General features: G+C 67.8%; 13 protein-coding genes. 7 read left to right on the top strand and 6 right to left on the bottom strand.

Annotated elements, in window-relative coordinates:
* Entirely contained in the window at positions 1-1050 is a 1050-nt protein-coding gene (locus tag ACNFIA_RS13510) for an alkene reductase (RefSeq protein WP_259757293.1), read from the top strand.
* A gap of 559 nt (positions 1051-1609) precedes the next feature.
* On the opposite strand, the gene ACNFIA_RS13505 is transcribed toward ACNFIA_RS13510, so the two are convergent.
* From ACNFIA_RS13505 to ACNFIA_RS13490, 4 genes are all read right to left on the bottom strand, one after another.
* Entirely contained in the window at positions 1610-1879 is a 270-nt protein-coding gene (locus ACNFIA_RS13505; RefSeq protein WP_259757294.1) for a FeoC-like transcriptional regulator, read from the bottom strand.
* Positions 1879-4173, bottom strand: a complete 2295-nt coding sequence (gene feoB, locus ACNFIA_RS13500; RefSeq protein ID WP_416785539.1) for a Fe(2+) transporter permease subunit FeoB — start codon at positions 4171-4173, stop codon at positions 1879-1881. The genes ACNFIA_RS13505 and feoB overlap by 1 nt, the downstream gene beginning before the upstream one ends.
* Positions 4174-4179: 6 nt before the next feature.
* A complete protein-coding gene (gene feoA / locus ACNFIA_RS13495) occupies positions 4180-4407 on the bottom strand; it encodes a ferrous iron transporter A (protein WP_259757296.1) in 228 nt (75 codons plus the stop codon).
* A 184-nt stretch (positions 4408-4591) separates the two neighbouring features.
* Positions 4592-5431 carry an ATPase gene (locus tag ACNFIA_RS13490; protein ID WP_259757297.1) on the bottom strand — a complete coding sequence of 280 codons (840 nt, stop codon included), beginning with the start codon at positions 5429-5431 and terminating at the stop codon, positions 4592-4594.
* A 266-nt stretch (positions 5432-5697) separates the two neighbouring features.
* Between ACNFIA_RS13490 and ACNFIA_RS13485 the strand changes: the two genes are divergently transcribed.
* Entirely contained in the window at positions 5698-5988 is a 291-nt protein-coding gene (locus ACNFIA_RS13485; RefSeq protein WP_259759467.1) for a hypothetical protein, read from the top strand.
* Positions 5989-6109: 121 nt separating this feature from the next.
* Here the strand turns inward: ACNFIA_RS13485 and ACNFIA_RS13480 are convergent, their stop codons facing one another.
* Positions 6110-7099: an NAD-dependent epimerase/dehydratase family protein gene (locus ACNFIA_RS13480; protein WP_259757298.1), complete on the bottom strand. Its 990-nt coding sequence runs from the start codon at positions 7097-7099 to the stop codon at positions 6110-6112.
* 194 nt (positions 7100-7293) lie between these two features.
* On the opposite strand from ACNFIA_RS13480, the gene ACNFIA_RS13475 reads away from it, so the two are divergent.
* The gene (locus ACNFIA_RS13475) at positions 7294-8355 is read left to right on the top strand and encodes a saccharopine dehydrogenase family protein (RefSeq protein WP_416785534.1); all 1062 of its coding nucleotides are present in this window, start codon (positions 7294-7296) and stop codon (positions 8353-8355) included.
* Here ACNFIA_RS13475 and ACNFIA_RS13470 read toward each other — a convergent pair.
* Positions 8342-9247: a LysR family transcriptional regulator ArgP gene (locus ACNFIA_RS13470; protein ID WP_416786112.1), complete on the bottom strand. Its 906-nt coding sequence runs from the start codon at positions 9245-9247 to the stop codon at positions 8342-8344. The genes ACNFIA_RS13475 and ACNFIA_RS13470 overlap by 14 nt on opposite strands.
* Before the next feature lie 92 nt (positions 9248-9339).
* Between ACNFIA_RS13470 and ACNFIA_RS13465 the strand changes: the two genes are divergently transcribed.
* The 4 genes from ACNFIA_RS13465 to ACNFIA_RS13450 all read left to right on the top strand — a co-directional run bounded on the left by ACNFIA_RS13465 (position 9340) and on the right by ACNFIA_RS13450 (position 13526).
* A complete protein-coding gene (locus ACNFIA_RS13465; RefSeq protein WP_416785532.1) occupies positions 9340-9744 on the top strand; it encodes an ACT domain-containing protein in 405 nt (134 codons plus the stop codon).
* A 3-nt stretch (positions 9745-9747) separates the two neighbouring features.
* Positions 9748-10350: a LysE/ArgO family amino acid transporter gene (locus ACNFIA_RS13460; RefSeq protein ID WP_416785529.1), complete on the top strand. Its 603-nt coding sequence runs from the start codon at positions 9748-9750 to the stop codon at positions 10348-10350.
* Positions 10351-10672: 322 nt separating this feature from the next.
* Complete coding sequence (sodB, locus tag ACNFIA_RS13455) at positions 10673-11254, top strand: superoxide dismutase [Fe] (protein WP_024762591.1); 582 nt, start codon at positions 10673-10675, stop codon at positions 11252-11254.
* Positions 11255-11444: 190 nt separating this feature from the next.
* On the top strand, positions 11445-13526 hold the full coding sequence (locus tag ACNFIA_RS13450) for a putative bifunctional diguanylate cyclase/phosphodiesterase (protein WP_259757303.1): 2082 nt from the start codon (positions 11445-11447) through the stop codon (positions 13524-13526).
* Positions 13527-13639: the final 113 nt, after the last annotated feature.

Raw genomic sequence — 13639 nt, 5'->3', positions numbered from 1 at the left:
ATGACCACGCTTTTCGACCCCATCGTCATCGGTGACCTGGAACTGCCCAACCGCATCGTCATGGCCCCGCTGACCCGTTGCCGCGCCGACGAAGGCCGTGTGCCCAACGCGCTGATGGCCGAGTACTACACCCAGCGCGCCGACGCCGGCCTGATCCTCAGCGAAGCCACCTCGGTGACCCCGATGGGCGTCGGCTACCCGGACACCCCCGGCATCTGGTCCGACGACCAGGTACGCGGCTGGACCAACGTCACCAAGGCCGTGCACGCCAACGGTGGCCGCATCTTCCTGCAGCTGTGGCACGTGGGCCGCATTTCCGACCCGCTGTACCTGAACGGTGAGCTGCCGGTGGCGCCGAGCGCCATCAAGCCGGCCGGCCACGTCAGCCTGGTGCGCCCGATCAAGGAGTTCGTCACCCCGCGCGCGCTGGAAACCGAAGAGATCGCCGACATCGTCGAGGCCTACCGCCAGGGCGCCGAGAACGCCAAGGCCGCGGGTTTTGACGGCGTGGAAATCCACGGCGCCAACGGCTACCTGCTCGACCAGTTCCTGCAGAGCAGCACCAACCAGCGCACCGACCAGTACGGCGGCTCCATCGAGAACCGTGCGCGCCTGCTGCTGGAAGTCACCGACGCCGCCATCGGCGTGTGGGGCGCCGGCCGCGTGGGCGTGCACCTGGCACCGCGCATGGACTCCCACGACATGGGCGATGCCGACCCGCTGGCCACCTTCGGCTACGTGGCCCGCGAGCTGGGCAAGCGCGGCGTGGCGTTCATCTGCACCCGCGAAAAGGCCGCTGACGACAGCATCGGCCCGAAACTGAAGGAAATCTTCGGCGGCGTATACATCGCCAACGAGCGCTTCACCAAAGAATCCGCCACCCAGTGGCTGGAAAGCGGCAAGGCTGATGCGGTTGCCTTCGGCATCCCGTTCATCGCCAACCCGGACCTGGTGACCCGCCTGCAGAAGGACGCTCCCTGGAACGAACCGCACCCGGAAACCTTCTACGGCAAGGGCCCGGTCGGCTACCTGGACTACCCGCGCCTGTAAGGGCCGGGTTCCTGTCGCGATGAAAAGGGCGCCTTCCTTGGAGGCGCCCTTTTTTATTGGCCTTAAGAACCGCAGCCGACCTGTGGGAGCGCGCCGTGCGCGCGATCGCGGGCATGGCCCGCTCCTACAAGGGCAGTTCGGTGTTGCCGGTTGCTGTAGGAGAGAGCTTGCTCGCGAACCTCACGGCTTCGGAGCTGGCCCCGTTCGCGAGCAAGCTCGCTCCTACGAAAAGCCGCTGGGTTGGATGTCGAGCAGCTTGGGCGGAAGGCCCGCTCCGGCCCGATTGCTGGGCGTAGGATGGCGTGGAGCGCAGCGATACCCATCACTCATGTGGCACCGGCCGCAGGGGTATCGCTTAGGCTCCACCCAGCCTGCGTTTCTGAAAATTCGCAGCCGACCTGTGGGAGCGCGCCGTGCGCGCGATCGCGGGCATGGCCCGCTCCTACAAGGGAAGCTCGGTGTTGCCGGTTCCTGTAGGAGCGAGCTTGCTCGCGAACCTCTCGGCTTCGGAGCTGGGCCGTTCGCGAGCAAGCTCGCTCCTACGAAAGGCAGTCCTCTGTCAGGTTGTGATCCAGCGCAGTGGCATGGCGCCGTTGCGTCCGGCCAAGCGATACCCCGCCGGCGCGCACCGCGTCGTTTCCCCGCAGCCCTTGCAGCTCCCGCAGGCTGCCGGCGCGGGCGCGATCCTTTCCACCACGCCCATTGCCAGCAGCCGCTCCAGCAGCGCGTCGAGCAGGGCCTGGGAGGCGCCGAGGCGTCGGGCCAGGGTCGGCACGTCCGCCTCGCCCAGTTCGCCGAGCAGGTCGCGCAGCGCGATGGCCGTGGCCATCAGTGGCAGCTCCCCGCTGGCGCTGGGCGCAGGTCGCGCTCGCCGTCCAGCGCCAGGCCATGCCGGCCGACGCGGCGCAAAATCAGGAACAGCCCCAGGTTGAACGCCAGCACCAAGCCGATGGCCGCGGCGCTGTAGCGAGGATGCTCGGCGAAGCTGAACACCTGATAGCAGAGGGTCGCCAGCGAGTACGCCACGTTCAGGCCCCAGAACACCGCGAAGGTCATCCAGCCGCGACCGCTCTCGCGGGTCAGCGCGCCAAGCGTCGCCACGCAGGGCACGTAGAGCAGCACGAACACCAGGTAGCTGTAGGCGGCCAGGGCGCTGCCGAACTTGGCGGCGAAGGTGCCCATGGAGCCTTCCTGCATCTCGCCGTCGGCCATGCTCGCGGCCACCGGGTTGGCCAGCACGCTGAGACTGAAGGCGTGGCGCAGCCCTTCCAGCGTGTCCGCGCCGGCCTGCTTCAACTGGCTCCAGGGGTCGTAGGCGTCGGCATCGAAGGGCTCGCCCTGGATGTGCTCGGCGGTGTACAGGGTGTTCAACGTGCCGACCACCACTTCCTTGGCCAGCGCGCCGGTGACCAGGCCGACCGTGGCCTGCCAGTTGTCCGGGTGCACGCCCATGGGCGCCAGCAGAGGGGTGACCTGGTGGCTGAGGCTGGCCAGCGCCGAGTCGGCGATGTCGCCGCGCACCGGACGGCCCTCGAGGGTGATGCTGTTGAGGCCGCCGATCACCAGGCTGACCAGGATGATCACCGTCCCGGCGCGGACCACGAAGGCGCGCAGGCGCATCCAGGTCTGCAGCAGCAGGCTGCGCAGGTGCGGCACGTGGTACAGCGGCAGCTCCATGACGAACGGCGACGCCTCGCCGCGCATCAGCGTGTGCTTGAGCAGCAGGCCGGTGAGCACCGCCACGACGATGCCCAGCAGGTACAGCGAGAAGATCGCCAGCGCGCCGTGCTGGCCGAAGAACGCCGCGGCGAACACGGCGAAGATCGCCAGCCGCGCGCCGCAGGACATGAACGGCGCCATCATCGACGTCATCAGTCGTTCGCGCGGGTTGTCCAGGGTGCGGGTGCCCATGATCGAGGGCACGTTGCAGCCGAAGCCGACGATCAGCGGCACGAAGGATTTGCCCGGCAGGCCGAGGGCCTGCATCAGGCGGTCCATGACGAAGGCGGCGCGAGCCATGTAGCCGGAGTCTTCGAGCACGGCGAGGAACAGGTACATCAGGCCGATCTGCGGGATCAGCGGCAGAACCGCATTGATGCCGCCGCCCAGGCCCTGGGCCAGCAGCGCAGTGAGCCAGTCCGGCGCGCCGGTGCGGGCACCCAGCCACTGGATGCCGTCGATGAAGAGCGCCGAGGAGCCCTGGTCGAAGATCGGCTGCAACGCGCCGCCCAGGGTGATGGCGAAGAAGAACATCAGGTACATCACCAGGAGAAACACCGGGATGCCCAGCCAGCGGTTCAGCGCGACGCTGTCGAGCACCTGGGTCAGGCGATGCGGCGCCGCCTCGCGGTGGTTGCTGGCGCGCTCGCAGAGGTCGCCGATCAGCCGGTAGCGCGCGTCCACCAGGAGCAGTTCCGGGTCTTCGCCGCACGCGCAGCGGATGGCGTCGCGCGCGGCCAGCAGGCTCGCCGGGTCCAGCTTGAGCTGCCGGGCACTGTGCAAATCGCCCTCCAGCGCCAGCAGGCCCAGCCACCCCAGGGCCGGCGGCGCATCGGCCGGCAGCAGTTGGCTGACGGCGTTGCGCAGGGCGGCGGGATACGGCACCTGCAGCGGCGGCTGGGCGCTGACCTCGTCGATGGCCTGCTTCAGCGCGTCGATGCCTTCGCCACGGGTCGACACCAGCGGCACCACCGGGCAACCCAGTTCCCGCGCCAGCGCCTCGCGGTCGATGGCCAGGCCCTGGGTGCGGGCGATGTCCAGCATGTTCAGCGCCACCACGCAGGGCAGGCCCAGCTCGCGCAACTGCACGGTGAGGTAGAGGTTGCGTTCCAGGTTGGTGGCGTCCACCACGTTGACCAGCACATCCACCTCGCCATCGACGATGCAGCGGCGGGCGATCTGCTCGTCCAGCGAGGCCTGAGCGGACAGCGTGGTCAGCGAGTAGGTGCCGGGCAAATCCACCAGGCGCACGTGGTGGCGCGGCGTGCGAAAGCTGCCCTCCTTGCGTTCGACGGTGACGCCGGCCCAGTTGCCGACGCGCTGGCGCGCGCCGGTGAGCTGGTTGAACAGGGTGGTCTTGCCCGCGTTGGGGTTGCCGATCAGGCCGATGCGCAGCTCCTCCATGGCCGGTCAGTCCTGCGCTTCGAGCTGGAGGAAGGCCAGGTCGCGGCGGCGCAGCACCAGGCTGCACTGGCGGGTATCCACCTGTATCGGATCGCCCAGCGGCGCCACGCGGCGCACCTTCAGTTCGGCGCCCGGCAGCAGCCCCATGGAGAACAGGCGCTGGCGGAACGCGGCGCCGATCCCGGGCCGGTAACCGGCGATGCGGTAGCGGCGCTGCGCTTGAAGATCGTGCATGGGAAGTCTCCAGGAAGGCAAAGGGAGAATTGGAACGACTCTCATTTGCTGGCGATTATTCGCTTCGCCGCGGCCCCGGAAACTGACTCAGGACAAGTTTTGCCGTCGCCACCCCAAAAGAGGGACGACCATCAAAAAGCCCCCGGACCTTTCGGTGCGGGGGCTTTTCCTGTTCGCGGGCGGATCAGCGGGTGCTGATCTGCTGCTGGAGGTTCTGCATCTGCTGCTGCAGGGTATTGATGTTGCGCATCACCTGGATGCGGAACACGTCGAACTCCTTGGTGTCGTTGCTGGCCTGGCCCTGACGGCCGTCGACCTCGGCGCGCAGCAGCATCAGGTCGTCCTGAAGACTCTTGATCGCCTGGCTCTGGTTGCCCTGCTTCTTCAGGTTGGCGATCTCGGTGTTCAGCGCCTGGATCTGCTGGTTGGCGGCGGTCAGGTCCGCCTGCACGTTCTTGTACTTGGCCTGCTCGTCGGCGATGGCCTTGAGCTTCACGTCCAGTTGCTGCATCAGCAGCGCGGCGCTTTCCTGCTGCTCCTTGAGCTCGGCGCTGACCTGCGCCAGGCGCTTGCCCTGGGCGCCGTCGAATTCCGACAGCGAGGCCTGCTGGGCCTTGGCCTGCTCGGCGAGACGGCCCTGCAGCTGCTTGACCTGCAACTTCAGCGCTTCGCGGTCGGTCATGACGTTGGATTCATTGGCGACGAACTTGCCGCGAATATCATCCAGGCGACCGGCGGCCTCCTCGCTGATCTTGGCGAAGCTTTCCTGGGTGGCGATCAGTTGCTGCTCCATGAGCATCAACTGCTGGTGGCTCCACCAGCCCACGCCGCCCAGAGCGATGGCCATGGCCGCGACCAATGCCCACAGCGCTCCGGTGCCGCCGCCGCGTTTCACCGGCTGCGGCAGCGGGCGGCCGCTGGGCTCGACCACGCGGCGCGGGTGGTGGCCGAACTCGTCGCGGTCGGCGGCATCGGTGGACAGGTGGGGCACATCATCGAATTCGTCGAACGTGTCGTTACGCATGGAATGAACCTGTGGGGATAAAGCGGCGTGTTGCCTGCGCAGGGCGCAGTATATCCGTTCGCATGACTCTTAGAGAGCAGCCTGGGGGCAGCGTGCCATCACAGGGCGTCGCGCACCTCGTCGGCGCACAGAAGACCCGTGACGGGCCGCGCAGTTCCCCAGGCGACCCGCCAATAGTGGCTTTGCGACATCGTGGCACGTCCCTTGCTCCCGTTCTTCGTACGTGGCGCCGCGTTGGCGCCCTTCGCGGGGGAGGAAGTCGGGTGATCGAACTCAACAAGGCCATCCTGGATTGCATGCGCGAACTGCGCCGCCGTCTGCGTGAAGAACAGGCACTGGAAATCCAGTACCAGCAAAGCGACGCCATCGAACGCATGCTGCGCGCCTGCGCCGATTCCGCGCGGGAGGAAACCCGCCAGCTGGGCGAGCGCCTGAGCGAGCTGAGCGGCGTGCAACTGCCCCGCGTGGTGCAGGAGCCGAGCTTCCTGCCGATGCAAGGCGGCGGCGAGCAGCAGTACTCCGGCCCGCTGCGCGGCGGTGCCCGCCCCTCGCGCTGACGCCGACATTTCCTGTAGGAGCGAGCTTGCTCGCGACCCGTCCAGCTGCGGCATTGACTTGTAGGAGCGCGCCATGCGCGCGATCGCGGGCACGGCCCGCTCCTACAGCGGGCGCCAGCCGCTACGCACCGCGCAGCCGCCACCAGTCGCAGAACTCGTCCAGCGCATCCCACAGGCTGTTCTGCGGGTCGTAGTCGAGGTACTGGCGGGCGCGGGAGATGTCCAGGGAGAAGTCCTTGGCCATCACCGCCATCCCCAGGCGATGCAGGGTCGGTTCCGGGCGGCCGGGCAGGACCTTGCACACACCCTCGTTGAGCAGCGCCAGGCTGTACGCCAACCCATAGGGCATGTGCCGTTCCACCGGCGGCATATCCAGCCGGCGCAGCACGTAGTTGACCACGTCCCACAGTGGCAACGGCTGACCGTTGCTGATGTTGTAGGCCTGGCCGAGCGCCTCGTCCCCCGCCATCAGGCTGGCGAACAGGGCGTCGTTGAGGTTCTGGATGCTAGTGAAGTCCACCTTGTTCAGACCCTGGCCGATGATGCGCAGGCGGCCCTTGCGGTGCGCGGCGATCATCCGCGGGAAGATGCTGGTGTCGCCAGCGCCGGTGACGAAGCGCGGGCGCAGCGCCAGCACTTCCAGGCCGAACTCCTGGGCGCCAAGGGCGACCCGTTCGGACTGGTACTTGGTCGAACCATAGTGGTTGGCGAAGCGCTTGGGCACCTGCTGCTCGGTGATGCCGACGTGGGCCTGGCCATCGAAATAGATCGACGGCGACGACAGGTGCACCAGCCGACGCACCTTCTGCTTGAGGCAGGCCTCGACCACCGACTCGGTCATGGTGACATTGGCCTGGTGGAAGTACTCCCGGCTGCCCCACACGCCGACCGCGCCGGCGCAATGCACCACGGCGTCGACGTCGCTGCACAGCGCGCGCACCAGCGCCGGGTCCGACAGGTCGCCGGCGATGAACTCCGCCCCGCGCGCCACCAGGGGTTGCAGCGCCTCCTCGCGGCGTCCGTTCACCCGGACCGCCAGCCCCTGCTCCAGGGCGAAACGGGCAAAACGTCCGCCAATGAACCCGCTGGCTCCGGTGACCAGAATCTTCATGCACGCCACTCCCGTTCTTATAGTCCGGCGACTCTAGCAGGCGCCGCACCTTACCACTCTGGCCTTGCACGCCAGAAACGAATCCTTGCAGACCGCGCCGCTGCGCCAGGGTTGCACGACCTACGATCGGCGACATGCGCCGGGCGGTTGCGGCTACCCTTGAAGCACTCTTCGCTTTCTATCGAGGCCGCATGATGAGCAAGCCCCACTGGATGATCTACGGCGCCAACGGCTACACCGGCCGGCTGGTGGCCGAGCAGGCGCAGCGCGAAGGCCTGAAGCCGATCCTCGGCGGCCGCAGCCCGGCCAGCCTGCATGCGCTGGGCAGTTCCCTGGGCCTGGAGTGCCGCGTATTCGACCTCAACGACAGCGCCGCCGCGTTGGCTGCGCTGGACGGCGTCGGCGTGGTCGCCAACTGCGCCGGCCCGTTCTCCGCCACCGCCGCACCGATGATCGAGGCGTGCATTGCCAGCGGCGCGCACTACGTGGACATCACCGGCGAGATTTCCGTCTTCGAGTACGCCCACGACCTAGACGACGTGGCGCGCGCGGCGGGCGTGGCGATCTGCCCCGGCGTCGGCTTCGACGTGATTCCCACCGACTGCGTCGCCGCCTGCCTGAAGCAGGCTCTGCCCGATGCCACCCACCTGGCGCTGGGCTTCGACAGCGGCAGCGGCCTGTCGCCGGGCACCGCCAAGACCACCGTGGAAGGCCTCAAGCTGGGCGGCAAGGTGCGCGAGGCCGGGCGCCTGCGTGACGTGCCGCTGGGCTACAAGCGCCGTGACATCGACTTCGGCCGCGGCCTCAAGCACGCGGTGACCATCCCCTGGGGCGACGTGGCGACGGCCTACTACACCACCGGCATCGGCGACATCGAGGTCTACCTGCCGGTGCCGCCCGCCGCCGCCCTCGGCATGCGCCTGATGGACGGCCTGCGCCCGCTGCTGGGCCGCGACCGGGTGCAGGACTGGCTCAAGCAGCAGGTGGACAAGCGCGTCCACGGCCCCGACGAACTGGCCCGCAGCAAGCTGCGCACCTGGGTCTGGGGCGAAGTGCGCAACGCCCGGGGCGAGCGTCGCACCGCACGGCTGGAAACCGCCAACGGCTACGACGTGACCATCCACGGTGTGCTCTTCGCGGTGCGCCACCTGCAGGCGAACCCGAACACGGTCGGCTACTTCACCCCCTCCACGCTCTTCGGCGCCCGCTGCATCGAGCAGTTGCCCGGCAGCGGCAGCATCGTCATTCGCGGCTGATCGGCACCAGCAGGCCCGGCGCCTTCGCCAGCAGGTGCCGGGTCAGCGCGGCGAGCAACTCCCCGCCATTGCGCCAGTGGTGCCAGTACAAGGGCACGTCGATCGCCTGCCCCGGCAGCATGTCCACCAGTTCGCCGCGTTGCAGCTCGCCGTGCACCTGCTGCTCGGGCACCAGGCCCCAGCCGAGGCCGCCGCTGGTCATGCGCACGAAGCCTTCCGACGACGGACACAGGTGGTAGCTGAAGTGACCATCGACGCCCAGGTTCTTCAGGTAGCGGTGCTGCAGTTGATCGTCCGGGCCATAGACGATCGCCGGGGCGCGCACCAGCCCGGCCGGCGTCACGCCCTGGGGAAAGTGCCGGGCGACGAACGCCGGGCTGGCCAGCCCGCGGTACCGCATCGCGCCCAGCGGCTCGCACCGGCCGCCGGCCACGGGGCGCGGACTGGCGCAGACGCAGCCGGCCACCTCGCCGGCGCGCATGCGCTTGAGGCCGACTTCCTGGTCCTCCACCACCAGGTCCAGCAACACGTGGCGCTCGCCGCAGAAGTCGCCGACCGCCTCGGCCCACCAGGTCGCCAGGCTGTCGGCGTTCAGCGCCAGGCGCAGGCGTTCGGGCGCCGCGCCGTCATCCAGCGCGGGCACCCACTGCTGCAGGTCGCCCTCCAGCAGGCGCACCTGCTGCACATGATTGAGCAGGCGCTGGCCCAGGTCGGTGGGCTGCGGCCGCGCCGCGCGCACCAGCACCGGCTGTCCCACTCGCGCCTCGAGCAACTTGATGCGCTGGGAGATGGCGGATTGCGACAGCCCCAGCACCTGGGCACCGCGCTCGAAACCGCCCTGCTCCACCACGGCGGCCAGGGCGGCGAGCAGCTTGTAGTCGAACATGATCAGTTTCCCTAATGAGATATCAGCAGTATTGATTTTTCTTATACAGGCCAACACCGGAGAATCGCCAGCATTCCCCCTCTGCCGATGGATTCCACATGGCTGGCGAAACCTCCCTGGCCGCGCTGCTGCGCGACATGACTCCGGTACTCAACGATGGTGAGTACGTGTTCTGCACCCTGCCCGACGGCCAGCTGCCGGCCGGCCTGCAAGCGCTGGGCAGCTTCCGCGAACGCGAAGGGCTGACGCTGATCCTGCCGCGCGCCGAGGCCGAACGGGCCGGGCTGGCGTTCGACTATGTCGCCGCCTGGCTGACCCTGGAGGTGCATTCGGCGCTGCAGGCGGTCGGCCTCACCGCCGCGGTGGCCGGCGCCCTGGCGAAGGCCGGGATCAGCTGCAACGTGATTGCCGCCTGGTACCACGACCACCTGTTCGTCGCCCACGCCGACGGCCCGCGCGCGCTCGAAGCCCTGCGCGCACTCGCACTGAATCCGGAGGCCTGAACCATGTGGCAGAGCTACTTCAACGGCGTGCTGGTCGCCGCCGGCCTGATCATCGCCATCGGCGCGCAGAATGCCTTCGTCCTCGCCCAGAGCCTGCGCCGCGAGCATCACCTGTCGGTCGCCGCGCTGTGCGTGCTGTGCGACGCCATCCTGGTCAGCGCCGGCGTGTTCGGCCTGGCCAAGGTGCTGGCCGAGAACCCGACGCTGCTGGCCGTCGCCCGTTGGGGCGGCGTCACCTTCCTGGTCTGGTACGGCCTCAAGGCGCTGCGTCGCGCAGTCGCACCCGAAGCCATGGCCGATGCCCGGGAAACCGGCCCGCGCTCGCGCCGCACCGTGCTGATGGCGGCACTGGCGGTGACCCTGCTCAACCCCCACGTCTACCTCGACACCGTGCTGCTGATCGGCTCCCTCGGCGCCCAGCAGGCAGCCCCTGGCGCCTACGCCATGGGCGCGGCCAGCGCGTCGCTGCTGTGGTTCTTCACCCTCGCCCTGGGCGCCGCCTGGCTGGCGCCGTGGCTCGCGCGGCCGGCGACCTGGCGCCTGGTGGACCTCATGGTCGCGGTGATGATGCTGGGCATGGCCGCCCAACTGGTCTTCGCCGGCTGACAACGGCGGCCGGCGAAGCAATGCGAACGACGATCCGTCATCCGGGTCTGTGCATAGTGAATGCCGCGCTCCGACGCAGACCGCTGCGCAGGGCCTTTGCCCCTACAGTTGCTGCGTGGATATGCCACAGGTCGGGTGCTATGATCGGACCTTCGTGGCGCCGGCGGGCTCTGAGCCTGCCGGACGCAACTGGCGCGCTGCCGGCCCCCTGAGGGGCGCATTGCAGCTACGCCCGGATGCCGCGACAAACATCGAACCGGCCCCGTGTACCGGTCGCGCGCTCGTCGCGCTAGCCCAGACTGAGTGAGATAGGAGAGAGACCATGGCTTTCGAATTGCCGCCGCTGCCTTACGCGAAGAACGCCCTTGAGCCGCACATTTCCGCGGAAACCCTGGAATACCACCACGACAAGCACCACAACACCTACGTCGTGAACCTGAACAACCTGGTTCCGGGCACCGAGTTCGAAGGCAAGAGCCTGGAAGACATCGTCAAGACCTCTTCCGGCGGCATCTTCAACAACGCCGCCCAGGTGTGGAACCACACCTTCTACTGGAACTGCCTGAGCCCCAACGGCGGTGGCCAGCCCACCGGCGCCCTGGCAGACGCCATCAACGCGGCCTTCGGTTCCTTCGACAAGTTCAAGGAAGAGTTCAGCAAGACCTCCATCGGCACCTTCGGCTCCGGCTGGGGCTGGCTGGTGAAGAAAGCCGACGGCTCCCTGGCCCTGGCCAGCACCATCGGCGCCGGCTGCCCGCTGACCAGCGGCGACACCCCGCTGCTGACCTGCGACGTCTGGGAACACGCCTACTACATCGACTACCGCAACCTGCGTCCGAAGTACGTCGAGGCGTTCTGGAACCTGGTCAACTGGGACTTCGTGGCTGAGCAGTTCGCTGCCTGAACGTACCCCGCTTGATACGAAAAACCCGGCCCGCGCCGGGTTTTTTCGTAAAGGGCGCGTAACACTTTCGTGTCAGCTAACCTGAAAGGCCGTACAGTCAAGAAACACGACGATGGCCCTTTGACGTCACTGCGCCAATTGCCAATACTCACCCCCAGTCGTTCGCCCCTGGCGGAAACAAGGAACGCCCTTGAAACTGGATCCCCGGCACAGCCTCTCCTTCAAGCTGCTGCGTATGGTATTGCTCGCGGCCCTCGTGGTCGGGGTAGTCCTGAGCTGTGCCCAGATCATCTATGACGCCCACAAGGCGCGCCAGGCCGTGCACAACGATGCCCAGCGCATCCTGGCGATGGTCCGCGACCCGTCCACCCAGGCCGTCTACAGCCTCGACCGCGACATGGCGATGCAGGTCCTCGAAGGGCTGTTCCAGCACGAAGCCGTGCGCTATGCCGCCATCGGCCACCCTGACGAACCCATGCTCGCGGAGAAATCCCGCCCGCTGCTGGATTCCACCACCCGCTGGCTGACCGACCCGATTCTCGGCGCCGAGCAGAACTACTCGATCCGCCTCGCCGGCCGTGGCGGCTCCAACGAATACTACGGCGACCTGAAGATCACCCTAGACACCGCGCCCTATGGCGACGACTTCGTCGCCACCTCGGTGATCATCTTCATCTCCGGCATCCTCCGCGCCATGGCCCTGAGCCTGGTGCTGTTCATGGTCTACCACTGGCTGCTGACCAAGCCACTGTCGAAGATCATCGAGCACCTGGCCTCGATCAACCCGGACCGCCCCAGCCAGCACAAGCTGCCGATGCCCGACGGCCACGAGAAGGACGAACTGGGCCTGTGGGTGACCACCGCCAACCAGTTGCTCGCCTCCATCGAGCGCAACGGCCACCTGCGCCGGGAAGCCGAAGACAGCCTGCTGCGCATCTCGCAGTACGACTTCCTCACCGGCCTGCCCAACCGCAAGCTGCTGCAACAGCGCCTGGACCAGATCCTCGAGGGCGCCTCGCGCCTGCAACGCCGGGTCGCCGTGCTGTGCCTGGGGCTGGATGACTTCAAGGGCATCAACGAGCAATACAGCTACCAGTTCGGCGACCAGCTGCTGATCGCCCTCGCCGACCGCCTGCGCACCCGCAGCGCCCACCTCGGCGCCCTGGCGCGGCTGGGTGGCGACCAGTTCGCCCTGGTCCAGGCCGACATCGAGCAACCCTACGAAGCGGCGGAGCTGGCCCAGCAGATCCTCGACGACCTGGAAGCGCCCTTCGAACTCGACCAGCACCTGGTGCACCTGCGCGCCACCATCGGTATCACCCTGTTCCCCGAGGACGGCGAGACCACCGAGAAGCTGCTGCAGAAAGCCGAGCAGACCATGACCCTGGCCAAGAGCCGCTCGCGCAACCGCTACCAGTTCTACATCGCCAGCGTCGACAGCGAGATGCGCCGTCGCCGCGAACTGGAGAAGGACCTGCGCGAAGCCCTGGCGCGCAGCGAGCTGCACCTGGTCTACCAGCCGCAGGTGGACTACCGCGATCACCGCGTGGTCGGCGTCGAGGCGCTGCTGCGCTGGCAGCACCCGACCCAGGGCTGGGTCGCGCCGGACCTGTTCATTCCGCTGGCGGAGCAGAACGGCAGCATCTTCAGCATCGGCGAATGGGTGCTCGACCAGTCCTGCCGCCAGTTACGCGAATGGCACGACCAGGGCTTCGACGACCTGCGCCTGGCGGTCAACCTGTCCACCGTGCAACTGCGCCACAACGCCCTGCCGCGGGTGGTCAGCAACCTGTTGCAGATGCACCGCCTGCCGCCGCGCTCGCTGGAGCTGGAAGTCACCGAGACCGGCCTGATGGAGGACATCTCCACCGCCGCCCAGCACCTGCTCAGCCTGCGCCGTGCCGGCGCCTTGATCGCCATCGACGACTTCGGCACCGGCTACTCGTCGCTGAGCTACCTGAAGAGCCTGCCGCTGGACAAGATCAAGATCGACAAGAGTTTCGTCCAGGACTTGCTGCTGGACGACGACGACGCCACCATCGTTCGCGCCATCATCCAGCTGGGCAAGAGCCTCGGCATGCAGGTGATCGCCGAGGGCGTGGAGACGGTCGAGCAGGAGGCGTACATCATCGCCCAGGGCTGCCACGAAGGTCAGGGCTACCTCTACAGCAAGCCGCTGCCGGCCCGCGAGCTGACCCTCTACCTCAAGCAGGCGCGGCGCCTGGCCGAAGCGGCCGGCGGCAATCCCAACGGGTCGGTCGAGCGGCATTGAGCTCCTTGGGCAAATAACGCCCTCCCCCTGCGCCGAATCCCCTGTAGGAGCGAGGGGGACGCCATCGTTATTGCTCGCGAACCGCATGGCACCGGCGCTGGGGCTGTTCGCGA

The sequence above is a fragment of the Pseudomonas sp. NY15437 genome, assembly GCF_048068435.1.
In the GTDB taxonomy this organism is placed as follows: domain Bacteria; phylum Pseudomonadota; class Gammaproteobacteria; order Pseudomonadales; family Pseudomonadaceae; genus Pseudomonas; species Pseudomonas nitroreducens_B.
The sequence above is the reverse complement of the archived record's forward strand: the minus strand, read 5'-3'. Positions and strand labels throughout refer to the sequence as shown.

Excerpts from the sequence above, each read along its gene's own strand:
- ACNFIA_RS13510 (WP_259757293.1), top strand. The coding sequence starts at position 1 with ATGACCACGCTTTTCGACCCCATCGTCATCGGTGACCTGGAACTGCCC.
- ACNFIA_RS13505 (WP_259757294.1), bottom strand. The coding sequence starts at position 1,879 with ATGGCCACGGCCATCGCGCTGCGCGACCTGCTCGGCGAACTGGGCGAG.
- feoB (WP_416785539.1), bottom strand. The coding sequence starts at position 4,173 with ATGGAGGAGCTGCGCATCGGCCTGATCGGCAACCCCAACGCGGGCAAG.
- feoA (WP_259757296.1), bottom strand. The coding sequence starts at position 4,407 with ATGCACGATCTTCAAGCGCAGCGCCGCTACCGCATCGCCGGTTACCGG.
- ACNFIA_RS13490 (WP_259757297.1), bottom strand. The coding sequence starts at position 5,431 with ATGCGTAACGACACGTTCGACGAATTCGATGATGTGCCCCACCTGTCC.
- ACNFIA_RS13480 (WP_259757298.1), bottom strand. The coding sequence starts at position 7,099 with ATGAAGATTCTGGTCACCGGAGCCAGCGGGTTCATTGGCGGACGTTTT.
- ACNFIA_RS13475 (WP_416785534.1), top strand. The coding sequence starts at position 7,294 with ATGAGCAAGCCCCACTGGATGATCTACGGCGCCAACGGCTACACCGGC.
- ACNFIA_RS13465 (WP_416785532.1), top strand. The coding sequence starts at position 9,340 with ATGGCTGGCGAAACCTCCCTGGCCGCGCTGCTGCGCGACATGACTCCG.
- ACNFIA_RS13460 (WP_416785529.1), top strand. The coding sequence starts at position 9,748 with ATGTGGCAGAGCTACTTCAACGGCGTGCTGGTCGCCGCCGGCCTGATC.
- sodB (WP_024762591.1), top strand. The coding sequence starts at position 10,673 with ATGGCTTTCGAATTGCCGCCGCTGCCTTACGCGAAGAACGCCCTTGAG.